Origin of the sequence: Streptomyces roseirectus (genome assembly GCF_014489635.1) — a bacterium.
Lineage (GTDB): Bacteria > Actinomycetota > Actinomycetes > Streptomycetales > Streptomycetaceae > Streptomyces > Streptomyces roseirectus.
On the sequence record NZ_CP060828.1, the window covers coordinates 4,004,763 to 4,028,926 of the forward strand.

Annotated in this window: 17 protein-coding genes; 1 reads left to right on the top strand and 16 read right to left on the bottom strand. The window is 71.6% G+C overall.

Annotated features, from left to right (window positions below):
- Positions 1 to 212: 212 nt before the first annotated feature.
- Both IAG44_RS16530 and IAG44_RS16535 read right to left on the bottom strand, forming a co-directional pair.
- Complete coding sequence (locus tag IAG44_RS16530) at positions 213 to 2,717, bottom strand: lipopolysaccharide biosynthesis protein (RefSeq protein ID WP_187747863.1); 2,505 nt, start codon at positions 2,715 to 2,717, stop codon at positions 213 to 215.
- Complete coding sequence (locus IAG44_RS16535; RefSeq protein ID WP_187747864.1) at positions 2,714 to 3,856, bottom strand: DegT/DnrJ/EryC1/StrS family aminotransferase; 1,143 nt, start codon at positions 3,854 to 3,856, stop codon at positions 2,714 to 2,716. Before IAG44_RS16535 ends, IAG44_RS16530 begins: the two co-directional genes overlap by 4 nt.
- A gap of 892 nt (positions 3,857 to 4,748) precedes the next feature.
- On the opposite strand from IAG44_RS16535, the gene IAG44_RS16540 reads away from it, so the two are divergent.
- Positions 4,749 to 5,687, top strand: coding sequence for a M56 family metallopeptidase (locus IAG44_RS16540; protein WP_187747865.1), 939 nt, complete (start codon positions 4,749 to 4,751; stop codon positions 5,685 to 5,687).
- A 468-nt stretch (positions 5,688 to 6,155) separates the two neighbouring features.
- Here IAG44_RS16540 and recQ read toward each other — a convergent pair whose 3' ends face one another.
- From recQ to IAG44_RS16610, 14 genes are all read right to left on the bottom strand, one after another.
- A complete protein-coding gene (gene recQ / locus IAG44_RS16545; RefSeq protein ID WP_187747866.1) occupies positions 6,156 to 8,219 on the bottom strand; it encodes a DNA helicase RecQ in 2,064 nt (687 codons plus the stop codon).
- 452 nt (positions 8,220 to 8,671) lie between these two features.
- Positions 8,672 to 10,321 carry an NADH-quinone oxidoreductase subunit NuoN gene (gene nuoN, locus IAG44_RS16550; RefSeq protein ID WP_187747867.1) on the bottom strand — a complete coding sequence of 550 codons (1,650 nt, stop codon included), beginning with the start codon at positions 10,319 to 10,321 and terminating at the stop codon, positions 8,672 to 8,674.
- Positions 10,318 to 11,889: an NADH-quinone oxidoreductase subunit M gene (locus IAG44_RS16555; protein WP_187747868.1), complete on the bottom strand. Its 1,572-nt coding sequence runs from the start codon at positions 11,887 to 11,889 to the stop codon at positions 10,318 to 10,320. The genes nuoN and IAG44_RS16555 overlap by 4 nt, the downstream gene beginning before the upstream one ends.
- A 5-nt stretch (positions 11,890 to 11,894) precedes the next feature.
- Positions 11,895 to 13,808: an NADH-quinone oxidoreductase subunit L gene (gene nuoL, locus IAG44_RS16560; protein ID WP_187747869.1), complete on the bottom strand. Its 1,914-nt coding sequence runs from the start codon at positions 13,806 to 13,808 to the stop codon at positions 11,895 to 11,897.
- Between the two features lie 15 nt (positions 13,809 to 13,823).
- Positions 13,824 to 14,123, bottom strand: a complete 300-nt coding sequence (gene nuoK / locus IAG44_RS16565; RefSeq protein WP_037929353.1) for an NADH-quinone oxidoreductase subunit NuoK — start codon at positions 14,121 to 14,123, stop codon at positions 13,824 to 13,826.
- Positions 14,120 to 14,962, bottom strand: a complete 843-nt coding sequence (locus tag IAG44_RS16570) for an NADH-quinone oxidoreductase subunit J (RefSeq protein ID WP_187747870.1) — start codon at positions 14,960 to 14,962, stop codon at positions 14,120 to 14,122. The genes nuoK and IAG44_RS16570 overlap by 4 nt, the downstream gene beginning before the upstream one ends.
- Complete coding sequence (gene nuoI, locus IAG44_RS16575; protein WP_187747871.1) at positions 14,959 to 15,561, bottom strand: NADH-quinone oxidoreductase subunit NuoI; 603 nt, start codon at positions 15,559 to 15,561, stop codon at positions 14,959 to 14,961. The genes IAG44_RS16570 and nuoI overlap by 4 nt, the downstream gene beginning before the upstream one ends.
- Positions 15,554 to 16,915: an NADH-quinone oxidoreductase subunit NuoH gene (gene nuoH / locus IAG44_RS16580; RefSeq protein ID WP_187747872.1), complete on the bottom strand. Its 1,362-nt coding sequence runs from the start codon at positions 16,913 to 16,915 to the stop codon at positions 15,554 to 15,556. The genes nuoI and nuoH overlap by 8 nt, the downstream gene beginning before the upstream one ends.
- Complete coding sequence (locus tag IAG44_RS16585; protein WP_187747873.1) at positions 16,912 to 19,413, bottom strand: NADH-quinone oxidoreductase subunit G; 2,502 nt, start codon at positions 19,411 to 19,413, stop codon at positions 16,912 to 16,914. The genes nuoH and IAG44_RS16585 overlap by 4 nt, the downstream gene beginning before the upstream one ends.
- On the bottom strand, positions 19,410 to 20,759 hold the full coding sequence (gene nuoF, locus IAG44_RS16590; protein WP_187747874.1) for an NADH-quinone oxidoreductase subunit NuoF: 1,350 nt from the start codon (positions 20,757 to 20,759) through the stop codon (positions 19,410 to 19,412). Before nuoF ends, IAG44_RS16585 begins: the two co-directional genes overlap by 4 nt.
- Positions 20,756 to 21,526, bottom strand: a complete 771-nt coding sequence (nuoE, locus tag IAG44_RS16595) for an NADH-quinone oxidoreductase subunit NuoE (RefSeq protein WP_187747875.1) — start codon at positions 21,524 to 21,526, stop codon at positions 20,756 to 20,758. The genes nuoF and nuoE overlap by 4 nt, the downstream gene beginning before the upstream one ends.
- Positions 21,523 to 22,845 (bottom strand): NADH-quinone oxidoreductase subunit D, encoded by a 1,323-nt coding sequence (locus IAG44_RS16600; RefSeq protein ID WP_187747876.1) that lies wholly within the window; start codon positions 22,843 to 22,845, stop codon positions 21,523 to 21,525. Before IAG44_RS16600 ends, nuoE begins: the two co-directional genes overlap by 4 nt.
- Positions 22,842 to 23,612 carry an NADH-quinone oxidoreductase subunit C gene (locus tag IAG44_RS16605; protein WP_187747877.1) on the bottom strand — a complete coding sequence of 257 codons (771 nt, stop codon included), beginning with the start codon at positions 23,610 to 23,612 and terminating at the stop codon, positions 22,842 to 22,844. Before IAG44_RS16605 ends, IAG44_RS16600 begins: the two co-directional genes overlap by 4 nt.
- Positions 23,609 to 24,163, bottom strand: a complete 555-nt coding sequence (locus tag IAG44_RS16610; protein WP_187747878.1) for a NuoB/complex I 20 kDa subunit family protein — start codon at positions 24,161 to 24,163, stop codon at positions 23,609 to 23,611. Before IAG44_RS16610 ends, IAG44_RS16605 begins: the two co-directional genes overlap by 4 nt.
- Position 24,164 lies beyond the last annotated feature (1 nt).

Sequence of the window (24,164 nt, forward strand, 5' to 3'; positions counted from 1 at the left end):
ACCACCCCGCACCGCACCCAACCACCGCGCCCTGTCCCCCCGTTCACCCCTCGGCACCCCGCTCCCGCGCCCGTCCACCCCCGCCTCCGGCGGGCACGACGACTCGCTCCTCGGGGAGGACGTCTCGGCGCTCTGGGAGCCCCGGGCGGGGTCCGGTTCGGTTCTCTCGGTCGGCGGACGCACGACGGTTCCCCCCTGGCGTTCGGCGTTGGTCAAGTGGTGGACGGGGCCGGACCGGCGGGTGCGGAGTCCGCCGGTGGGGCGCGGTGGAGCGAAAGGAGCACGGCGAGGACGAAGAGCGCGGCGAGCGACGGCGGCGCGAGGGGCGCGAGGACGTCCCGCCACGCCCAGCCCCCCAGGGCGGCGAGATAGACGATCCCCCAGCGCGCCGTCCAAGGCAGTCGCAGCCGCTCCCCCAGCCGGGCGAGCACCTGCCACAGGGCGACGAGACACAGCAGTTGGCAGACCGGCGGCGCCCACCTGAGCAGCGGCTCGGGCCCCTCCAGCCCCATCGCCTCCGCGAGGAAACGCGCCGTTTCCGTATAGAACGTCCCACCCACCGCGTCCGGTTCCCGCCCCAGCGAGACCGGTACGGCGTACAGCGCGAGCGCCACCGCGCCGAGCGCCGTCCCCGGCAGCCACGGGTCGCGCCGCAGACAGAGCGTCACCGCTCCGGCGTACACCACGAGGAGTACGAGCCCGGCGACGACGGCGACCGTCGGGAGCGCGTCGAACATGGCGCGCCCGGTGACGGACCCGGACGGCAGGCCCGTACCCGTAATACCCGTAGCCCCCGCCCCAGCCCCCGTCATACCCGTAGCCCCCGTAGCCCCCGTAGCACTTGAGGACCGCAGCCACGGCAGCTCCCACACCCCCACCGCGAACGCGACGACAGCACCCCCGAGCGCCGCCCAGAGCCCACCCCGCAGCCACCGCTGCCCCACCCCGGACCACAACCCCCGCGCCGCATACGCCGGTTCGACCGCCCGCACCCCGGAAACCCCTCCGGACGGCGGCCCCGAGGACGACTCCGACGACACCCCCGAGGACAACTCGGAGTACGACCCCTGAGGCACCCCGGAGAACACCCCCGACCCCACCCCGGAGCGCGCGCCACCCCCGCCGAGCGCCCCCGAAGCCACCCCCTCGGACGCCCCCGGCCTCGCCCCCCTCGGCCACACGATCACCGCCAGCGTGTCCGCCTCCAACGCCTCCCGCTCGTACCCCGGCCGCCCGATGAACAGCGGCACGGTGTCCTCGTCGGCGGCGGCCGCGCGCCGGGCCCAGTTCGTGCCGTAGCCGCCGGCCGTGCCGTACCCGGCGGTCGAACCGAGGCGATGGTGCCCGCTCTCGGCAAGGGACCCGGCGCCGGGACGGCCGGAGGGCGCGGCGAAGGACGCGGCCGAGGACCCGCCGGACGGCCGCAGCGCCGCACGCAGCCCGACGACCGACACGGCCGCGATCAGCGTCATCCCGAGCAGCACCGCCCACCCCGCGCCCGCGATCCCGGCGGTCCCGAAGAGGACGGCGGCACCGCCGAGCACCAGCGTGCACATGGCCCCCTGGAGCGCGGCCAGCAACCCCGTGCGCCCCTGGACCCGTAGTACCCCGATGTACAGCTCGACCACGACCCGGGGCAGGGCCCCCAGCGCGAGCAGCCGCAGCACCGTCGTCCCGTGCGCGGCGTAGTCCTCGTCGAACGGCGTGAGGATCTGCGGCGCGAACGCCACCAGCACGAGCACCACCGGCACGAGGAGCAGCGTCATCCGGCGCAGCGCGCCCCGGACGCCGTCGGCGAGGTGGCGGGGGTCGTGGGAGGCGTGGGCGGTGAGGGAGGAGGCCATGTTGATGGCCATGAACTCCATCGTGCCGCCGACGGTGTACGCGACGTAGAAGTAGCCGTTCTCCGCCGCGCTGAAGCGCACCGCGACCATCACCGGCAGCAGGTTGATCATCGCGAGGCTGAACAGCGCGCCCAGCGAGTCGCCCGCGAGGAAGCGGCCCATCTCGCGCAGCCGGGGCGGCTCCACGTGCCGGTCGGCGGCCTCCTGGCGCGGGATCAGCCGGCGGAAGATCAGCCAGCCGAGCGGGAGCGTCGACAGGGCGATGGCGGCGGCCCAGGAGACGAAGATGCCGAGCACCGGCAGGACGGCCGCGAACACGGCGAGCAGGATCAGCTTGCCGAGGGAGAACACCGCGTTGCCGACGGGCACCCACAGGGCCTTGCGCAGGCCCGTCAGGACGCCGTCCTGGAGGGTCAGCAGCGCCCACGCCACGCACGCGACGACGAACGCGGCGCCCGCCGCCGGCGTCCCCAGGGGCGCGTACGAGGCGCCCCACAGGTCGAGGGTGAGCAGGAACACGAACGCGGCGATCGCCACGACGACCGAGCTGGCCGCGTACGCGCGCCACACCAGCGAGCCCGTCGCCCGTCCCGCGCGCGGGACGAACCGGACGACGGCGCCGATCATCGTCGTCGCGGTGATGCTGGCGAGCAGGCGCATCGCGGCGATGGCGGCGGAGCCCTGGCCGACGGCCTCCTCGGAGTAGTAGCGGGCGGCGACGAGCCAGAAGCCGAGCCCCAGGACGGCGGAGACGCCGGTGCTGAGCATCAGGAAGTAGGCGTTCCTGAAGAGGGAGTCGGGGCCCCCGCGCGCGGGCGCGCCGTCCGGCTCCTCCCGCGCGGGGACCGTCGTCCGCTCCTGCGTCTCCGTCACGGCCGGCCGCCTCCAGGGGGGTCGCCCGCCGGTCGTACGCCCGCGTCCTTGAGGACGTCGATCACCGCACGCGCGCGTAGCGGGTCGACCGGCAGAGCGTGCCGGGCGAACCAGCGCGCGCCGGACGGGTCCGGGGAGACGTCGGTGAACTCGGCGCCCGCGTAGTCGTCCAGCGGCGGGTCGTACAGGTAGCCGACGACGATCCCCCGGCGCGCCAGCGCCTCCCGGGCGGCGTCCCGGTCCCCGACGAACAGGGGGACCCGGAAGAGGGGCTGCGGCGGGCCGTCACAGGCGCGTGCCCAGGGCGTCGCGAGCAGGAGTTCGGTGCCCGCGCGGCAGGCCGTCAGGACGTCGTCCAGGCGGTCCAGCCTGCGGGCCACGCGCGCGAGGCGGCGGGTTCCGGCGCGCAGGCGGTAGTCGTGCATGTCGACGCGGACCCAGGGGTCGTGGGCGGTGAGGCCGAGGGGGGCGCGTGCGAGGTCGGCCGGGCGCAGCGGCATCCGGATGCCCTCGCGCTCCATGCGCCCGAGCAGCCGCAACGTCGCCCAGGCGGCCCGGCGCAGGCCCAGCGCGCGGACGGCGGCCTCCGCGTACGGCCGTACGGTGTACGCCAGTTCGGCCGTGAGCCGCACGGGAAGCAGCAGGTCCTCGCGGGCCTTCTCCAGGGCGTCGCGCAGTCCCGGGTCGGCGCACGCCAGGAAGCCGCCCGCCTTCGCGCCGACGTGCTTGGACAGGCTGAACACGGACGCGTCCCCCCACGCGCCGACCGGCCTGCCGCCGGCCTCGCTGCCGATCGCGTGCGCGCCGTCCTCGAACAGCGGGACGCCCAGCGCGTCGCACTTCGCGCGCAGGCGCGCGGTGTCCTCCGGGTTGCCGTACAGGTTCGTCGTCAGGACGGCGGACAGGGTGCGCCAGGTGGCCTCCGGGACGGCGTCCACGTCGATCGACGCGTCCAGCGGGCGCAGGGGGGCCTGGACGGGCCTCAGGCCCGCCGCGAGCAGCACGAAGAAGATCACGTCGTCGTTGACCGGCGACATCAGGACCCGTCCGCCGGGCGGGCACCAGTGGCGCAGCGCCACGTACAGCCCGAACCGGCACGACGGGACGTACACGCATTCCCTGCCGAGTCTGCCGCGCATCGTCGCTTCCAGCTCCGCGAGCCGGTCCCGTGCTCCGGGCCCGCCCAGCCGTACGCCACTTCGCGCCGCCCCCCGGCCCTCCCCCTCGACCATCCGCCCCCCCCAGTCGCGCCGACCGAGAGCCCCCTCCCCGAGGCCCTCCAGCACCCGCCCAGAGTCTCCCCGTTCGCACCGCTCCGTCAAGATTGCCTCCCCACCTGTGGATAACTTCCCGTATCCCACCGAAAGCACCGTGGTGCACCGAGTGGGGGTGTGTGGGCTGTACGGGTGCGGGGTGCGGGTCGGGGGCGTCGGGGAGCGGGGCCGGCGGGCGTCCGCGAGGGCGGCGGGCGTCCGCGCAGAGGAGCGGCGGTATACGGGCGAGCCGTGCGCTCTGTCGACGAGGTCCCGCGCGAGACCAGTTCCCGCGCGGGCGCGCCACAAGAAACCGGCGCCGGGCCTTCGCGACGTCCCACGCGCGGGCCTGCGGCACCGAGCGCACCACATCACGGCACCCCACCACGCGGTGCACGCACCGGCCTCCCTGACGGCGCTTCAGCCTCCCGCGCGGGTGCCCGCGCCGATCTGTACACGGCCCTACGCCGTCCTGCTGCCACCTACCGCAACAGCGGGCCGACACCCCTCCGCCCCGTACTCCGCACCCCAGCACCCGCGCAGAGTCCCCTCCCGCCGCGCTCCGGCACCCTCACCGCCCCACCCTCCGGCCCACCCCAAGTGGCAAGGCCCCCAAAGGGCTGACGGCCCCCGCCCGCGCCGCCATACTTGCGGGCGAGGAGTGTGACGCCGGCCGGACGGCCCGTCGCACCGGAGGTTCAGCGCATCGCAGGTCGGAACGTCGGCCGGTCGTACTCGTACTCGTCCTGTCGCCCGAGCGGAATCCGGAAATCGTGGGATGACCATCTGTCTGCTTCTGCTGAGTGCCGTCGGGCTGACGGCCGCTGTGCCGGTGCCGCGCGCGCTGACGCGGGCGCGGTGGCCGGAGCGGGAGCCGGTGGTGGGGCTGTGGGTGTGGCAGTGCCTGGTGGCGACGGTGCTGCTGTGCTGCGTCACGGCGTTGACGCTGGGCGTGGCGGCCGTCTTCCACACCGTCCGTACGCAGTTGTTCGCGCCCGCGCCCCGGGAGGTGACGGAGGCGTACGACCTGTCGGCCGCGCCCGTGTGGGCGGTCGTCCTGACGCTGCTGCTGGCGTGCGGGGCCGCCTGGACGACGGCGATGCTCGGGCGCGAGCTGGTCGAGGCGCGCCGCCGCCGGTTCCGTGACCGCGCACTGCTGCGGGAGCGCGCCCCGGACCTGCCGGCCGGCCTCCCCGAGGCGCGCGGCCCGCTGCTGGTCCTGGAGGACGAGTACCCGGACGCCTGGTGGCTCCCCGGCAGCCCGCCGCAGCTCATCGTCACCACCGGCGCGCTGAACCGGCTGACGGCCCACCAGCTCGACGCCGTCCTCACCCACGAGCGCGGCCACGCGCGCGCCCACCACGACTGGCTGCTGCACCTCTCGACGGCCCTGGCGACCGGCTTCCCGCGCGTCCCCCTGTTCGCCCACTTCTGCGACCAGACCCACCGCCTGGTCGAACTCGCCGCCGACGACACGGCCTCCCGGCGCTGCGGCCACCTCACCACGGCCCTCGCGCTGATCGAGCTGAACCAGCACCGGGGCGTCCTGTCCTGCGCCTCCAGCCACCGCCTCCTCGGCGAGCGCGTAGACCGCCTCCTCCAGCCGCCCCCGCGCCTCCTGCGCAGACACCGCGCCCTGACGACGACAGTGGCGGCGTTGATCCCCCTGCTACCGCTCCTGATCACGTTCGCACCGGGACTGTCGGCACTGGCGTAGCCGACGGGCCGCCGGCGAAGCCCACACGTCCGACGGAGCACCGGCACTACCGGCGAGACGCCGACGAAGCTGCCAGCGATCTCCGGCGAGCTGCGGAAGCGCCCCTGAACGCCGCCACCCACACTCCCCGCCCCGGCGACACCCCGGCCTCACCCCCGAAGCCCACCGCCAACGGCCCGCCCCTCCCCAGACCGCCCCCCCCCGCTCAGCGTGCGCCCATTGCCCCGAACCGCCCGCACCCAGCGGCACCGAGAGCGGCGCTGGAGCGACCGGCACGCGGCACCCCCGCAAGACCCGGCCCCAGCCCCGCCCGGCGCCCAGGGCCAGCCCCCCCTCGCCGAGCTCGACCCCGACCCCGACCCCGAGCCGGATCCACATCCGAATCCGAGCCCAAACCCGAGCCGCGCCCCACGCGGGGACCCCGCCGCCACCCCGACCAGTCCCCGCCGCCCCTACCCCTCACATCCCTCACGTCCAGTCCGGCTCCTCCTCCACCTCGCCCCAGAAATCGTCGTCCCCCACCGAACCGGCCCGTCCCACCGAACCAGCACCCCCGGCAGACCCAGACCCAGAACCACCCCGCCCCGAAGCCCCGGCACCGGCACCGGCACCGGCCCCCGACGCCCCTCCACCCCCGCCGGCAGAAGCCGCACCCCCCGGCGCCCCACCCAACTCCGCGAGCGCCGCCACCACACCCTCCCCGTACGTCACCAGCTTCTTCTCGCCCACCCCGGTGATCCCCGCCAACTCCCGCACGGACGACGGCCACACGGAGACGATCTCCCGCAGCGTCGCGTCGTGGAAGATCACGTACGCCGGAACCCCCTGCTCCCGTGCCTGCTCGGCACGCCACGCGCGCAGCGCCTCGAACGCGGGCTGGAGGTGGGCCGGCAGTTCGACGGCGGCGGCCTTGGCCTTGCCGCTCCTCCCGGCGGAGCCGGACGCCTTCGCGGGAGCCGCCCGCTTCGGCTCCTTGCGCAACGGCACCTCGCGCTCGCGCCGCAGCACGGTCCCGCTGCCCTCCGTCAGCACCAGCGTCCCGTACTCCCCCTCGACCGCGAGGAGCCCCTGCGCGAGCAACTGCCGGATGACGCCCCGCCATTCGCCCTCGGCGAGGTCCTGGCCGATGCCGAACACGGAGAGCTGGTCGTGGTCGAACTGGATGACCTTGCCGGTGCGCTTGCCGAGCAGGATGTCGATGATCTGGACGGCGCCGAACTTCTGCCCGCGCTCGCGCTGGAGCCGGACGACGGTGGAGAGCACCTTCTGCGCGGCGACCGTGCCGTCCCACGTCTCCGGCGGGGTCAGGCACGTGTCGCAGTTGCCGCAGCCCGTCGGCTCGGGGTCCTGGCCGAAGTAGTCGAGGAGCTGGCCACGCCGGCAGCGCGCGGTCTCGCAGAGCGCGAGCATCGCGTCGAGGTGGGACTGCGCGCGGCGCCGGAACGCCTCGTCGCCCTCGCCGGACTGGATCAGCTTGCGCTGCTGGATGACGTCGTTGAGGCCGTACGCCATCCAGGCCGTCGACGGCAGTCCGTCGCGCCCCGCGCGGCCGGTCTCCTGGTAGTACCCCTCGACGGACTTCGGCAGGTCGAGGTGGGCGACGAAGCGGACGTCCGGCTTGTCGATGCCCATGCCGAAGGCGATGGTCGCGACGACGACCAGGCCCTCCTCGCGCAGGAACCTCGCCTGGTTCTTCGCGCGGACGCCCGCGTCGAGGCCCGCGTGGTACGGCACGGCCGTGATGCCGTTGGCGGTCAGGAACTCGGCGGTCTTCTCGACGGAGTTGCGCGAGAGGCAGTACACGATGCCGGCGTCGCCCGCGTGTTCCTCGCGCAGGAAGGCCAGGAGCTGCTTCTTGGGGTCGGCCTTGGGGACGATCCGGTACTGGATGTTGGGCCGGTCGAAACTGGCGACGAAGTGCCGGGCGGCCGGCATGCCGAGGCGCTGGACGATCTCCTGGTGCGTCGCCTTCGTGGCCGTCGCGGTCAGGGCGATGCGCGGGACGTCGGGCCAGCGCTCGCCGAGCACGGACAGGGCGAGGTAGTCGGGCCGGAAGTCGTGGCCCCACTGGGAGACGCAGTGGGCCTCGTCGATCGCGAAGACGGCGATCTTGCCCCGGGAGAGCAGGTCCTGCGTGCTGTCCAGGCGCAGCCGCTCGGGCGCGAGGTAGAGCAGGTCCAGCTCACCGGCGGTGAACTCGGCCTCCACCAGGCGCCGTTCGTCGAAGTCCTGGGTGGAGTTGATGAACCCGGCGCGCACGCCGACCGCGCGCAGGGCGTCGACCTGGTCCTGCATCAGCGCGATCAGCGGCGAGACGACGATCCCGGTGCCCGGTCTGACCAGCGCGGGGATCTGGTAGCACAGCGACTTGCCACCGCCGGTCGGCATGAGCACGACCGCGTCCCCACCGCCGACGACGTGCTCGACGACCGCTTCCTGCTCGCCCCGGAAACTCTCGTACCCGAACACCCTGCGCAGCGTGGCCAACGCCTCGCTCTCCACCTGCCCCGCCACCTCTACCGCCTCCGCCATCACGCCGATCCCACCCGTCGTCCCTCGAACCACTTGCCTCCACGTGCCCTCCACGATAGGCCCCCGCACCGACACCCACAGAGTTATCCACAGCCCACCCGAAGAACCCCCCGCCCTCCTCCCCGAACCAGCCCGAACGACAGCGGCACGCGCCCCGCGACTCGGCAGGTCAGCCGACCGCTGTGCCGAGCCACCGGCTCCCCCGCCAGTAGGCCCCCACCCACCACACCCGCGCGCCCGCGTATGGCATCCCGCCCAGCGGTGCGGCCCTGCACTCCCACACCCGCGTCAGTGAACCCCCTCCACAAAAACCCGCGACCCCATACCGACCCCCTCAGCCCACCCCACTCCCCTTCGCGCGACCACGCACCCACCCCCGCCCTCACCCCCAACGCCAACGGCCCGGCGCCCCCGAAAGGGCCGCCAGGCCGTCGTCCACACGCGCCCGGACCTCAGCGCACGAACACCCCCGCCTGCCCCGCGAGATCGAGGAAGTACTGCGGCGCGACACCGAGGACCAGCGTCACAGCCACCCCCACCCCGATCGCGGCCATGGTCAGCGGAGAGGGAACGGCGACCGTCGGCCCCTCGGGCCGGGGCTCGCTGAAGAACATCAGGACGATGACCCGGATGTAGAAGAACGCGGCGATGGCGGAGGAGATGACACCGACCACGACGAGCGGCGCCGCACCCCCTTCCGCGGCGGCCTTGAAGACGGCGAACTTGCCCGCGAACCCGGAGGTCAGCGGGATACCGGCGAAGGCGAGGAGGAACACCGCGAAGACGGCGGCGACGAGCGGGGAGCGCCGCCCGAGGCCGGCCCACTTGGAGAGGTGCGTGGCCTCACCGCCCGCGTCGCGCACCAGCGTGACGACGGCGAAGGCGCCGATCGTCACGAAGGAGTACGCGGCGAGGTAGAAGAGGACCGAGGAGACCCCGTCCGGCGTGGCCGCGATGACGCCCGCGAGGATGAACCCGGCGTGCGCGATGGACGAGTACGCGAGGAGCCGCTTGATGTCGGTCTGGGTGATCGCGACGATCGCCCCGCCCAGCATGGTGACGATGACGACGCCCCACATGACGGGCCGCCAGTCCCAGCGCAGCCCCGGCAGGACGACGTACAGGACACGCAGCAGCGCCCCGAACGCGGCGACCTTGGTCGCGGCGGCCATGAACCCGGTGACCGGCGTGGGCGCGCCCTGGTAGACGTCCGGCGTCCACATGTGGAACGGCACGGCGCCGACCTTGAACAGCAGGCCCATCACGAGGAGCGCGGCGCCGATGAGGAGCAGCGCGTCGTTGCCCATGGTGTCGGCGAGCGCGGGGTCGACGGACGTGACGGTGCCGTCGACGACCCGGGCGATCGTCCCGTAGGACACCGAACCGGCGTACCCGTACAGCAGCGCGATGCCGAACAGGGTGAACGCGGAGGCGAACGCGCCGAGCAGGAAGTACTTGACGGCGGCCTCCTGCGACATGAGCCGCTTGCGGCGGGCCAGCGCGCACAGCAGGTACAGCGGGAGGGAGAAGACCTCCAGGGCGATGAAGAGCGTCAGGAGGTCGTTGGCGGCCGGGAAGACCAGCATCCCGGCGACCGCGAAGAGCAGCAGCGGGAAGACCTCGGTGGTGGTGAACCCGGCCTTGACGGCGGCCTGTTCGCCCTCGCTGCCGGGTACGGCGGAGCCCTGCGCGGCGAAGGAGTCGACCCGGTTGCCGTGCGCCTCGGGGTCGAGGCGCCGTTCGGCGAAGGTGAACAGGCCGACCAGCGCGGCGAGCAGGATGACGCCCTGGAGGAAGAGGGCCGGTCCGTCGACGGCGATCGCGCCCATGGCGACGATCCCCGCGCGCGTGGTGCCGTACCCCTTCGCCGCGAGGGCGACGACGGCCGCGAACGCGGCGCACAGGGCGACGACGGAGACGAACACCTGGGCGTGGTAGCGGGACTTCCGAGGCACGAACGCCTCGACGAGGATCCCGACGATCGCCGCGCCCACGACGATCAGGGTGGGCGACAATTGCCCGTATTCGATCTTCGGCGTGTCGATCTTCGAGATCGGATCGGCCGCCGTTGTCCACAGGCTGTGGACGACAGTTGCGCTCACCTGGCCGCCTCCACCTCGGGCTGGGGGTCCTTCTTGTCCACGTCGGACAGGGTCTGCTTGACCGCCGGGTTCACGACGTCCGTGATCGGCTTGGGATAGACGCCCAGGACGACCAGCAGGACGATCAGCGGCGTCACCACCGCGATCTCCCGGATCCTCAGGTCGGGCATCGACGCGACCTCGGGCTTCACCGGGCCGGTCATCGTCCGCTGGTAGAGGACGAGGGTGTAGAGCGCGGCGAGCACGATGCCGAAGGTGGCGATGATCCCGACGACCGGGTAGCGCGCGAACGCGCCGACCAGGACGAGGAATTCACTCACGAAGGGCGCGAGGCCCGGCAGCGACAGGGTGGCGAGGCCGCCGATCAGGAACGTCCCGGCGAGCACCGGGGCGACCTTCTGGACGCCGCCGTAGTCGGCGATGAGCCGCGAGCCGCGCCGGGAGATCAGGAAGCCGGCGACGAGCATCAGGGCGGCCGTCGAGATGCCGTGGTTGACCATGTAGAGCGTCGCGCCGGACTGGCCCTGGCTGGTCATCGCGAAGATGCCGAGCACGATGAACCCGAAGTGCGAGATCGACGCGTAGGCGACCAGCCGCTTGATGTCGCGCTGCCCGACGGCGAGCAGGGCGCCGTAGATGATGCTGATCAGGGCGAGCACGAGAATGACCGGAGTCGCCCACTTCGACGCCTCCGGGAAGAGTTGCAGACAAAAACGGAGCATCGCGAACGTGCCGACCTTGTCGACGACGGCCGTGATGAGCACCGCGACCGGGGCCGTGGCCTCGCCCATCGCGTTCGGCAGCCAGGTGTGCAGCGGCCACAGCGGGGCCTTCACCGCGAACGCGAAGAAGAACCCGAGGAACAGCCACCGCTCGGTGTTGGTCGCCATGTCGAGCGAGCCGTCCGCGCGCGCCTGCGCGATCTCCTGGAGGCTGAAGTTGCCCGCGACCACGTACAGGCCGATCACGGCGGCCAGCATGATCAGGCCGCCGACCAGGTTGTAGAGCAGGAACTTGACGGCGGCGTACGACCGTTGGGTGGACGCCGCCTCCTCGCCGTGCTCGTGCGCGCGGTCCCCGAAGCCCCCGATGAGGAAGTACATCGGGATGAGCATGGCCTCGAAGAAGATGTAGAACAGGAAGACGTCGGTGGCCTCGAACGAGATGATCACCATCGCCTCGACGGCCAGGATCAGCGCGAAGAAGCCCTGGGTGGGCCGCCAGCGCCGGCTGCCGGTCTCCAGCGGGTCGGCGTCGTTCCAGCCGGCCAGGATGATGAACGGGATGAGCAGCGCGGTCAGCGCGATGAGCGCCACCGCGATGCCGTCGACGCCCAGTTCGTACCGGACCCCGAACTCCTTGATCCAGGAGTGGGACTCGGTGAGCTGGTAGCGGTCGCCGTCGGGGTCGAAGCGGACCAGGATCGCGATCGCGAGGGCGAGCGTGCCGAGCGAGACCAGGAGCGCGAGCGACTTCGCCGCGTTCCGTCGCGCGGCCGGTACGGCGGCCGTGGCGATCGCCCCGGCGGCCGGGAGCACCGCCGTCGCTGTCAGCAGGGGAAAGGACATCGGTATCAGACCGCCCTCATCAGCAGGGTCGCGGCGACGATGACCGCGGCGCCGCCGAACATCGAGACCGCGTAGGAGCGCGCGAAGCCGTTCTGCAGGCGGCGCAGCCGTCCGGACAGGCCCCCGAAGCCGGCCGCCGTGCCGTTGACGACGCCGTCGACCAGGGTGTGGTCGACGTACACCAGGGAGCGCGTGAGGTGTTCGCCGCCGCGCACCAGGACGACGTGGTTGAAGTCGTCCTGGAGGAGGTCGCGGCGGGCGGCCCGGGTGAGCAGCGAGCCGCGCGGGGCGACGGCGGGCACCGGGCGGCGTCCGTACTGGAGCCAGGCGGTCGTGACGCCGACGACCATGACGGCGACGGTGGCCGTGGTGACCGTCGCGGCGCTGATCGGGGCGTGGCCGTGGTCGTGGCCGGTGATCGGCTCCAGCCAGTGCAGGAAGCGGTCGCCGACGCTGAACAGGCCGCCCGCGAAGACCGACCCGAAGGCCAGCACGATCATGGGGATCGTCATGGACTTCGGCGACTCGTGCGGGTGCGGTTCGTCGCCGTTCTCGTCGGCCTGCCAGCGCTTCTCGCCGAAGAACGTCATCAGCATCACGCGCGTCATGTAGTACGCGGTGAGCGCGGCGCCCAGCAGGGCCGCGCCGCCGAGGATCCAGCCCTCGGTGCCGCCCTTGGCGAACGCCGCCTCGATGATCTTGTCCTTGGAGAAGAAGCCGGACAGGCCCGGGAACCCGATGATCGCGAGGTAGCCGAGGCCGAACGTGATGAACGTGACCGGCATGTACTTCCTGAGGCCGCCGTACCTGCGCATGTCGACCTCGTCGTTCATGCCGTGCATGACGGAGCCCGCGCCGAGGAAGAGCCCGGCCTTGAAGAAGCCGTGCGTCACCAGGTGCATGATCGCGAAGACGTAGCCGATGGGGCCGAGGCCGGCCGCGAGGATCATGTAGCCGATCTGCGACATCGTCGAGCCCGCGAGGGCCTTCTTGATGTCGTCCTTCGCGCAACCGACGATCGCACCGAACAGCAGCGTGACCGCGCCGACGATGGTGACGACGAGTTGGGCGTCCGGCGCCGCGTTGAAGATCGCGCCGGAGCGGACGATGAGGTAGACGCCGGCGGTGACCATGGTCGCCGCGTGGATGAGCGCCGACACGGGCGTCGGGCCCTCCATGGCGTCCCCGAGCCAGGACTGCAGCGGCACCTGCGCGGACTTGCCGCAGGCCGCGAGGAGCAGCATCAGGGCGATCGCGGTGAGCTTGCCCTCGCTCGCGTCGGCGGCGACGCCGGGCTCGGTGTGCGTGCCGAGCAGCGGGCCGAAGGCGAACGTGCCGAACGTCGTGAACATCAGCATGATCGCGATCGACAGGCCCATGTCGCCGACCCGGTTGACCAGGAACGCCTTCTTCGCGGCCGTCGCGGCGCTGGGCTTGTGCTGCCAGAACCCGATGAGCAGGAAGGAGGCGAGGCCCACGCCCTCCCAGCCGACGTACAGCAGGAGGTAGTTGTCGGCGAGGACCAGGATCAGCATCGCCGCGAGGAACAGGTTCAGGTAGCCGAAGAAGCGGCGGCGCCGCTCGTCGTGCTCCATGTACCCGATCGAGTAGAGGTGGATCAGCGACCCGACGCCCGTGATGAGCAGGACGAACGTCATGGACAGCTGGTCGAGGCGGAACGCGACGTCCGCCTGGAAGCCCTCGACGGGGATCCAGCTGAACAGGTGCTGGTGGAGCGTGCGGTGCTCGGCGTCCTTGCCGAGCAGGTCCGCGAAGAGGATCAGGCCGAACACGAAGGAGACGGCCGACAGGAGCGTGCCGATCCAGTGGCCGACGGCGTCGAGCCGGCGGCCTCCGGTGAGCAGCACGGCCGCTCCGAGCAGGGGCGCCGCGATCAGCGGCGCGATGAGGTTCTCCACGTTTCTTCCGACCCCTTACAGCTTCATCAGGCTGGCGTCGTCGACCGAGGCCGAGTGGCGGGAGCGGAACAGCGACACGATGATCGCGAGTCCGACCACGACCTCCGCCGCCGCGACGACCATCGTGAAGAAGGCGATGACCTGTCCGTCGAGGTTGCCGTGCATGCGGGAGAAGGCGACGAACGCGAGGTTGCAGGCGTTCAGCATCAGCTCGACGCACATGAAGACGACGATGGCGTTGCGCCGGATGAGTACTCCGGTCGCGCCGATCGTGAACAACAGGGCGGCGAGGTACAGGTAGTTGACCGGGTTCACTGCGACGCCTCCTCAGCCTCGCGCCCAAATCGCGGCGGCTCGATCCCCTCGCGCTCCAGGCGCTCCTCGGAGCGCTGCTGGAGGGCCTTCAGGTCGGCAATCGCCTCGGTGGAGACGTCCCGGATCTGGCCACGGTCGCGCAGGGTCTTGCTGACGGTCAGCTCGGACGGCGTCCCGTCGGGCAGCAGGCCCGCGATGTCGACGGCGTTGTGGCGCGCGTACACGCCGGGCGCGGGCAGCGGCGGGACGTGCTTGCCGTCGCGCACGCGCTGCTCGGCCAGTTCGCGCTGGGTCTTCGCGCGCTCGGTGCGCTCGCGGTGGGTGAGGACCATGGCGCCGACGGCGGCCGTGATGAGCAGCGCGCCGGTGATCTCGAAGGCGAAGACGTACGTGGTGAAGATCTTGGTGGCCAGGCCCTCCACGTTGCCGCTCGCGTTCGCCTGCGCGAGGCCGTTGAACTCGCTCAGGGAGGCGTTGCCGATGCCGCCGACCAGCAGGATGCCGAAGCCGAGCCCGCTGAGCAGGGCGAGCCAGCGCTGGCCCTTGATGGTCTCCTTCAGCGAGTCGGCGGCGGTGACGCCGACCAGCATGACGACGAACAGGAACAGCATCATGATCGCGCCCGTGTAGACGACGATCTGGACGATGCCGAGGAAGTAGGCGCCGTTGGCGAGGTAGAACACCGCCAGGATGATCATGGTCCCGGCGAGGCAGAGGGCGCTGTGGACGGCCCGCTTCATGAAGACGGTGCACAGGGCGCCGATCACCGCGACCGTGCCGAGCGTCCAGAACTGGAACGCCTCGCCGGTGGACGTCGAGTAGGCAGCCAGCGCGCTCACGCGTCCACCCCCTCTTCGGTGGGCTTCTCGCCCTTGGAGACGGCGACCTGGCGCTCGGTGCCGGGGGCGGCCTCGGTGACCAGGCCCCGGTAGTAGTCCTGTTCGTCGGTCCCGGGGTAGATCGCGTGGGGCGTGTCGACCATGGTGTCGTCGAGGCCCGCCAGGAGCTGTTCCTTGGTGTAGATGAGGTTCGCGCGGCTGGAGTCGGCGAGTTCGAACTCGTTGGTCATCGTCAGCGCGCGCGTGGGGCACGCCTCGATGCACAGGCCGCACAGGATGCAGCGGGCGTAGTTGATCTGGTAGACGCGCCCGTAGCGCTCGCCCGGCGAGTAGCGCTCCTCGTCGGTGTTGTCGGCGCCCTCGACGTAGATGGCGTCGGCGGGGCAGGCCCAGGCGCACAGCTCGCAGCCGACGCACTTCTCCAGGCCGTCCGGATGGCGGTTGAGCTGGTGCCGTCCGTGGAAGCGCGGGGCGGTGGTCTTCTGCTGCTCCGGGTACTGCTCGGTGAGCCGCTTCTTGAACATGGCCTTGAAGGTCACGCCGAAGCCGGCCACGGGGTTCTGGAAACCCGGTGTGGTCTCCTTGGGCTCCTCAGCCATCGGACGCCTCCTTTCCGTCACGAGGTCCGTCACTCTGAGTATCGACCCCACCACTGACAATCAGCTCCCGCTCCCGGTGGGAACGGCGCCTCGGCACCGGCGGAAGCTCCTGTCCGGGCAGCGGCGGCACCGGGAATCCGCCCGCCATCGGGTCGAATCCGGCGGGCTCGGCCGGGACTTCGGCCTTCTTCGCCTTGTCGCGGAAGACGTCGACGACGAACGAGATCAGCAGGACGGCGATCAGCCCGCCGGCGACGTACAGGGCGATGTCGGTGAAGCCGTAGTTCTCGTTGCGCAGGGTCCGCATGGTGGCGACGAGCATCAGCCACACCATCGACACCGGCAGCAGCACCTTCCAGCCGAGCTTCATCAGCTGGTCGTAGCGCACGCGCGGCAGCGTGCCGCGCAGCCAGATGAAGAAGAACAACAGCAGCTGCACCTTGACGACGAACCAGAGCATCGGCCACCAGCCGTGGTTCGCGCCCTCCCAGAAGCCGCTGATCGGCCAGGGAGCCCGCCAGCCGCCCAGGAAGAGCGTGGTGGCGACGGCCGAGACGGTCACCATGTTGACGTACTCGGCGAGCATGAACAGCGCGAACTTGATCGACGAGTACTCGGTGTTGAAGCCGCCGACCAGGTCGCCCTCGGACTCCGGCATGTCGAAGGGGGCGCGGTTGGTCTCGCCGACCATCGTGACGATGTACAGGATGAACGAGACCGGCAGCAGCAGGATGTACCAGCGGTCGCTCTGCTGCTCGACGATCGTCGACGTCGACATGGAGCCCGAGTACAGGAACACCGACGCGAACGCGGCGCCCATCGCGATCTCGTAGGAGATCATCTGCGCGGCCGAGCGCAGGCCGCCCAGCAGCGGGTACGTCGAACCGGAGCTCCAGCCCGCGAGCACGATGCCGTAGATGCCGACCGAGGCGACCGCCAGGATGTAGAGCATCGCGATCGGCAGGTCGGTGAGCTGCATCGTCGTGCGGTGCCCGAAGATCGACACCTCGTTGCCGGCCGGGCCGAAGGGGATCACCGCGATGGCCATGAACGCGGGGATGGCGGCGACGACCGGCGCGAGGATGTAGACGACCTTGTCCGCGCGCTTGACGACGACGTCCTCCTTGAGCATCAGCTTGATGCCGTCGGCGAGCGACTGGAGCATGCCCCAGGGGCCGTGCCGGTTGGGTCCGACGCGCAGCTGCATCCAGGCGACGACCTTGCGCTCCCAGACGATGGAGAACAGCACGGTCACCATCAGGAACGCGAAGCAGAACACCGCCTTGACGACGACCAGCCACCAGGGGTCACGGCCGAACATCGAGAGGTCTTCCGCCGCGAGGAACGGGCTCATGCCTCCACCTCCTCGGGAGCGTCGGCGGGCGTCGCCGGGCCGATACGGACGAGCGTTCCGGGCCGGGCCCCGGTGTCGGAGGCGACGCCCCCGCCCGTCGAGTTCAGCGGGAGCCACACCACCCGGTCGGGCATCTCGGTGACCTCCAGGGGCAGTTCGACCGTCCCGGTGGCGCCGGTGACGGCCAGGACCTCGCCGTCCCGCACGCCCGCCTCGGCGGCCGTCGCGGCCGACACGCGCGCGCGTGAGGCGTGCCGCGTCGCGGCGAGCGCCGGGTCGCCGTCCTGGAGTCGGCCCTGGTCGAGGAGCAGCCGGTGCCCCGCGAACACGGCCTCGCCCGCGGCGGGCCGCGGGAGCGCTCCCTGCGTCTCGTTCGGCTCCCCGGCCCGCTGCCCGTCCCAGGCGCCGAGCCGGTCGATCTCCGCGCGCGTGGTGCGCAGGTCGGGCAGGCCCAGGTGGACGTCCATGGCGTCGGCCAGCATCTGGAGCACGCGCGCGTCGCCCGGGGGCAGCGGGCGCGTCATCTGGTCCGGCTTGAGGGCGGCCTCGAAGAAGCGCACCCGGCCCTCCCAGTTGAGGAAGGCGCCCGCCTTCTCGGCGACCGCCGCGACCGGCAGGACGACGTCGGCGCGCTCGGTGACCTCGCTGGGCCGCTGCTCCAGCGAGACCAGGAAGCCCACCTCGTCGAGCGCCGTACGCGCCCGCGCGGGGTCGGGCAGGTCGGCGACGTCGACCCCGGCCACCAGCAGCGCCTGGAGCTCACCGGCGACGGCGGCCTCGACGATCTGCCCGGTGTCGCGCCCGTACCCGTGCGGGAGTTCGGCGAGCCCCCAGACGGCGGCGACCTCCTCACGCGCGCGCGGGTCGGTCGCCGGACGCCCGCCGGGCAGCAGCGCGGGCAGCGCCCCGGCCTCCAGGGCGCCCCGCTCGCCGGCCCGGCGCGGGATCCACACGAGCCGCGCCCCGGTCGCCGAGGCGAGCCTCACGGCGGCCGTGAGCCCTCCGGCGACGCCCGCCAGGCGCTCGCCGACGACGATGACGGCGCCCTCGGCCCGCAGCGCCTCGGCGGCCACCTCACCGGGCGACTCCAGGCCGCTGCCGGCCGCGAGGGCGTCCAGCCACTGCGTCTCGGTGCCCGGAGCGGCCGGCAGCAGCGTGCCGCCCGCCTTGTGCAGACCGCGCGTCGCGTGCGTGGCCAGCGAGAACACCTTGAGCCCGCTCCTGCGCCACGCCTTGCGCAGCCGCAGGAAGACGCCGGGCGCCTCCTCCTCGGACTCGAAGCCCGCCAGGAGGACGGCCGGGGCCTGCTCCAGGGCCGTGTACGTGACGCCCGTGCCGTCGAGGTCCCGGCCGCGCCCGGCGACCTGGGAGGCCAGGAAGTCGGCCTCCTCGCCGCTGTGCACGCGCGCGCGGAAGTCGATGTCGTGCGTGTCGAGCGCCACGCGCGCGAACTTGCTGTACGCGTACGCGTCCTCGACGGTGAGCCGGCCGCCGGTCAGCACGCCCGTGCGCCCGCGCGAGGCGAGCAGGCCCTGCGCCGCGAGCTGAAGGGCCTCCGGCCAGGAGGCGGGTTCGAGGTCGCCCTCGGCGTTGCGCACGAGGGGCGTCTCCAGGCGGTCGCGCGTCTGCGCGTACCGGAATCCGAAGCGCCCCTTGTCGCAGATCCACTCCTCGTTGACCTCGGGGTCGTTCGCGGCGAGCCGCCGCATGACCTTGCCGCGTCGGTGGTCCGTGCGGGTCGCGCAGCCGCCCGCGCAGTGCTCGCACACGGACGGCGACGACACGAGGTCGAAGGGGCGCGAGCGGAACCGGTAGGCGGCCGAGGTGAGCGCCCCTACGGGGCAGATCTGGATCGTGTTCCCGGAGAAGTACGACTCGAACTGATCGCCTTCGCCCGTTCCGACCTGCTGAAGGGCGCCCCGTTCGATCAGCTCGATCATCGGGTCGCCCGCGACCTGGTTGGAGAAGCGGGTGCAACGCGCGCACAGCACGCACCGCTCGCGGTCCAGGAGCACCTGCGCGGAGATCGGCACCGGCTTCTCGTAGGTCCGCTTGCGGCCCTCGAAGCGGGACTCGGCCTGGCCGTGCGACATCGCCTGGTTCTGCAGGGGGCACTCGCCGCCCTTGTCGCAGACGGGGCAGTCCAGCGGGTGGTTGATGAGCAGCAGCTCCATCACGCCGTGCTGGGCCTTCTCGGCGACCGGCGAGGTCAGGTGCGTCTTCACGACCATGCCGTCGGTGCAGGTGATCGTGCAGGACGCCATGGGCTTGCGCTGGCCCTCGACCTCGACGATGCACTGCCGGCAGGCGCCGGCCGGGTCGAGGAGGGGGTGGTCGCAGAAGCGGGGGATCTCGATGCCGAGCTGTTCGGCGGCCCGGATGACCAGGGTGCCCTTGGGCACGCTGATCTCGGCGCCGTCGATCGTCAGCGTCACGAGATCTTCCCGCGGCGCCGCCGCCTCCCCGCCTCCGGAGGGAGCGCTGGTCGTCACTGTCATGCGTTCACCTCCGTGTGCTTGTCGGCCCAGGCCGTGGACTTCGCCGGGTCGAAGGGGCAGCCGCGGCCCGTGATGTGCTGCTCGTACTCCTCGCGGAAGTACTTCAGCGAGGAGAAGATCGGCGAGGCGGCGCCGTCGCCGAGGGCGCAGAACGACTTGCCGTTGATGTTGTCGGCGATGTCGTTCAGCTTGTCGAGGTCGCTCATGACGCCCTTGCCGGCCTCGATGTCGCGCAGCAACTGCACGAGCCAGTAGGTGCCTTCGCGGCAGGGCGTGCACTTGCCGCAGGACTCGTGGGCGTAGAACTCGGTCCAGCGGGTGACCGCGCGCACGACGCAGGTCGTCTCGTCGAAGCACTGGAGCGCCTTGGTGCCGAGCATCGAGCCGGCCGCGCCGACGCCCTCGTAGTCGAGGGGGACGTCGAGGTGTTCGTCGGTGAACATCGGCGTCGAGGAGCCGCCCGGCGTCCAGAACTTCAGCCGGTGGCCGGGGCGCATCCCGCCGCTCATCTCCAGGAGCTGGCGCAGCGTGATGCCGAGCGGCGCCTCGTACTGGCCGGGGCTCGCGACGTGGCCCGAGAGGGAGTACAGCGTGAAGCCCGGGGACTTCTCGCTGCCCATCGAGCGGAACCATTCTTTTCCGCGGTTCAGGATCGCGGGAACCGACGCGATGGACTCGACGTTGTTCACTACAGTCGGGCACGCGTAGAGGCCCGCGACGGCAGGGAAAGGGGGACGCAGCCGCGGTTGACCCCGGCGGCCTTCGAGCGAGTCGAGCAGCGCGGTCTCCTCACCGCAGATGTACGCGCCGGCCCCGGCGTGCACGGTGAGCTGGAGATCGAGCCCGCTGCCGAGGATGTTCTCGCCGAGATAGCCCGCCGCGTACGCCTCGCGTACGGCCTCGTGCAACCGCCGCAGAACGGGGACGACTTCACCCCGCAGGTAGATGAAGGCATGCGACGACCTGATGGCGTAACACGCGATGACGATGCCCTCGATGAGGCTGTGCGGGTTCGCGAAGAGGAGCGGGATGTCCTTGCAGGTCCCCGGCTCCGATTCGTCGGCGTTGACAACTAGATAGTGCGGTTTTCCGTCTCCCTGGGGAATGAACTGCCACTTCATCCCCGTCGGGAAGCCGGCGCCGCCGCGCCCCCTCAGCCCGGAGTCCTTGACGTAGGCGATCAGGTCGTCCGGTGACATGGCGAGGGCCTTGCGCAACCCCTCGTACCCCTCGTGCCTCCGGTACACGTCGAGCGACCAGGACCGCTCCTCGTCCCAGAAGGCCGACAGCACGGGCGCGAGCAGCTTCTCGGGGCTGCCGCCCTTCAGTTCGGGTGCCAAGGTCATCCCTCCCCCTCCTCGGTGGCCGGCGCGTCCGCGGTCTCCACGCGCGGGTGGACCACACGCGCGGGTGCGGCCTCTCCCCTGGCCAGGCGGAGACCCACCAGCGAAGCCGGTCCGGCCCCGCCGCTCGCCTCGACGGCGCCCTCGCGCTCGTCGGGGAAGCCCGCCAGGATGCGGGCGGTGTCCTTGAAGGTGCACAGCGGCGCCCCGCGCGTGGGGGACACCGTCCGGCCGGCGCGCAGGTCGTCGACGAGCTGCTTGGCGCTCTCGACGGTCTGGTTGTCGAAGAACTCCCAGTTGACCATCACGACGGGCGCGAAGTCGCAGGCCGCGTTGCACTCGATGTGCTCCAGCGTGACCTTCCCGTCGTCCGTGGTCCCGCCGTTGCCGACGCCCAGGTACTCCTGGAGCGAGTCGAAGATCGCGTCGCCGCCCATCACCGCGCAGAGCGTGTTGGTGCAGACGCCGACCTGGTAGTCGCCGGAGGGCCGGCGCCGGTACATGGTGTAGAAGGTCGCGACGGCGGTGACCTCGGCGGTGGTGAGGCCGAGGACGTCCGCGCAGAACCGCATCCCGGTGCGCGTGACGTGGCCCTCCTCCGCCTGCACGAGGTGCAGCAGCGGCAGGAGCGCCGAGCGGGAGTCGGGGTAGCGGGCGATGACCTCGCGCGCGTCCGCCTCCAGGCGGGCCTGTACGTCGTCCGGGTACGCGGGCGCGGGCAGTTCGGGCATGCCCAGGCCGACGCCCCGCTGGGGGGAAGAGGTGGTCACCGGTCGACGCCTCCCATCACGGGGTCGATGGACGCGACGGCGACGATCACGTCGGCGACCTGGCCGCCCTCGCACATCGCCGCCATGGCTTGCAGGTTGGTGAAGGACGGGTCGCGGAAGTGGACCCGGAAGGGGCGGGTGCCGCCGTCGGAGACGGCGTGGACGCCGAGTTCGCCCTTGGGTGACTCGACGGCCGCGTACGCCTGGCCGGGCGGGACCCGGAAGCCCTCGGTGACCAGCTTGAAGTGGTGGATCAGGGCCTCCATGGAGGTGCCCATGATCTTCTTGATGTGGTCGAGGGAGTTGCCGAGCCCGTCGGGCCCGAGGGCCAGTTGGGCGGGCCAGGCGATCTTCTTGTCGGCGACCATGACCGGGCCCGGCTGGAGCCGGTCCAGGCACTGCTCGACGATGCGCAGCGACTGGCGCATCTCCTCCAGGCGGATCAGGAAGCGCCCGTAGGAGTCGCAGGTGTCGGCGGTCGGGACGTCGAAGTCGTAGGTCTCGTAGCCGCAGTAGGGCTGGGACTTGCGCAGGTCGTGCGGGAGGCCGGTGGAGCGCAGGATCGGGCCGGTGGCGCCGAGGGCCATGCAGCCGGCCAGGTCGAGGTAGCCGACGTCCTGCATGCGGGCCTTGAAGATGGGGTTCCCGGTGGCGAGCTTGTCGTACTCGGGGAGGTTCTTCTTCATCTTCTTGACGAAGGCCCGGATCTGGTCCACCGCGCCGGGCGGCAGGTCCTGGGCGAGCCCGCCGGGCCGGATGTACGCGTGGTTCATGCGCAGGCCGGTGACCAGCTCGTAGATGTCGAGAATCATTTCACGATCACGGAATCCGTAGATCATGATCGTGGTGGCGCCCAGCTCCATGCCGCCGGTGGCGATGCACACCAGGTGCGAGGAGAGCCGGTTCAGCTCCATCAGGAGCACCCGGATGATCTTGGCGCGCTCGGTGATCTGGTCCTCGATGCCGAGCAGCTTCTCGACGGCGAGACAGTAGGCGGTCTCGTTGAAGAAGGACGTCAGGTAGTCCATGCGCGTGACGAAGGTCGTCCCCTGCGTCCACGTCCGGAATTCGAGGTTCTTCTCGATGCCGGTGTGCAGGTATCCGATGCCGCAGCGGGCCTCGGTGACCGTCTCGCCGTCGATCTCCAGGATCAGCCGGAGCACCCCGTGCGTGGAGGGGTGCTGGGGGCCCATGTTGACGACGATGCGCTCGTCGTCGGCGCGGGCCGCGGACTGGACAATCTCGTCCCAGTCGCCTCCGGTGACCGTGTAGACCGAGCCTTCCGTGGTCTCGCGGGGAGTTGCGTGCGACGTGCTCACGAGTACGACCTCCGCTGGTCCGGAGCCGGGATCTGGGCGCCCTTGTACTCGACGGCGATGCCGCCGAGGGGGTAGTCCTTGCGCTGCGGGTGGCCCTGCCAGTCGTCCGGCATCATGATCCGCGTCAGGGCCGGATGGCCGTCGAAGACGATCCCGAAGAAGTCGTACGCCTCGCGCTCGTGCCAGTCGTTCGTCGGGTAGACGGCGACCAGGGACGGGATGCGCGGATCGGCGTCCGGGGCGCTGACTTCGAGGCGGATCAGCCGGTTGTGGGTGATCGAGCGCAGGTGGTAGACGGCGTGCAGCTCGCGGCCCTTGTCGTGCGGGTAGTGCACACCGCTGACGCCGGTGCACAGCTCGAAGCGCAGCGCCGGGTCGTCGCGCAGGGTGCGGGCGACGCGGACGAGGTGTTCGCGCTCGACGTGGAAGGTGAGTTCGTCCCGGTCGACGACGGTCTTCTCGATCGCGTTGTCCGGGAGGAGCCCCTGTTCCTCCAGGGCGCCTTCGAGTTCGTCGGCGACCTCGTCGAACCACCCCCCGTACGGGCGCGTGGCGGCGCCCGGCAGCCGGACCGAGCGGACCAGGCCGCCGTAACCGGAGGTGTCGCCGCCGTTGTTGGCGCCGAACATGCCGCGCTGGACGCGGATCTCCTCGCCGCCCTCGCCGCGCTGGCCGGGGAGGTTGGAGGCCCTGAGGTCCTTCTCGGGGTTCGCGCCCTCGGGGGTGGCGCCCGCGCCGGCGCCTGAGGTGCCGTTCGCATCGCTCATCGCAGCAGCCCCTTCATCTCGATGGTGGGGAGCGCCTTGAGCGCCGCCTCCTCCGCCTCGCGGGCCGCCTCCTCGGCGTTCACGCCGAGCTTGGAGTGCTGGATCTTGTGGTGGAGCTTGAGGATCGCGTCCATCAGCATCTCGGGGCGCGGCGGGCAGCCGGGCAGGTAGATGTCCACGGGGACGATGTGGTCGACGCCCTGGACGATCGCGTAGTTGTTGAACATGCCGCCCGAGGACGCGCACACGCCCATGGAGATGACCCACTTGGGGTTCGGCATCTGGTCGTAGACCTGCCGCAGCACGGGCGCCATCTTCTGGCTGACCCGGCCGGCGACGATCATCAGGTCGGCCTGGCGGGGCGAGCCCCGGAAGACCTCCATGCCGAAGCGGGCGAGGTCGTAGCGGCCCGCCCCGGTGGTCATCATCTCGATCGCGCAGCAGGCGAGGCCGAAGGTGGCGGGGAAGACGGACGCCTTGCGCACCCAGCCCGCGGCCTGTTCGACGGTGGTCAGCAGGAAGCCGCTCGGCAGCTTTTCTTCGAGTCCCATG

Bases quoted from the DNA above. Each gene is read 5' to 3' on its own strand.
- IAG44_RS16535 (WP_187747864.1), bottom strand. From the start codon at position 3,856: ATGCGCGGCAGACTCGGCAGGGAATGCGTGTACGTCCCGTCGTGCCGG.
- IAG44_RS16540 (WP_187747865.1), top strand. From the start codon at position 4,749: ATGACCATCTGTCTGCTTCTGCTGAGTGCCGTCGGGCTGACGGCCGCT.
- recQ (WP_187747866.1), bottom strand. From the start codon at position 8,219: ATGGCGGAGGCGGTAGAGGTGGCGGGGCAGGTGGAGAGCGAGGCGTTG.
- IAG44_RS16555 (WP_187747868.1), bottom strand. From the start codon at position 11,889: ATGTCCTTTCCCCTGCTGACAGCGACGGCGGTGCTCCCGGCCGCCGGG.
- nuoI (WP_187747871.1), bottom strand. From the start codon at position 15,561: ATGGCTGAGGAGCCCAAGGAGACCACACCGGGTTTCCAGAACCCCGTG.
- nuoH (WP_187747872.1), bottom strand. From the start codon at position 16,915: ATGAGCCCGTTCCTCGCGGCGGAAGACCTCTCGATGTTCGGCCGTGAC.
- IAG44_RS16585 (WP_187747873.1), bottom strand. From the start codon at position 19,413: ATGACAGTGACGACCAGCGCTCCCTCCGGAGGCGGGGAGGCGGCGGCG.
- nuoF (WP_187747874.1), bottom strand. From the start codon at position 20,759: ATGACCTTGGCACCCGAACTGAAGGGCGGCAGCCCCGAGAAGCTGCTC.
- IAG44_RS16605 (WP_187747877.1), bottom strand. From the start codon at position 23,612: ATGAGCGATGCGAACGGCACCTCAGGCGCCGGCGCGGGCGCCACCCCC.
- IAG44_RS16610 (WP_187747878.1), bottom strand. From the start codon at position 24,163: ATGGGACTCGAAGAAAAGCTGCCGAGCGGCTTCCTGCTGACCACCGTC.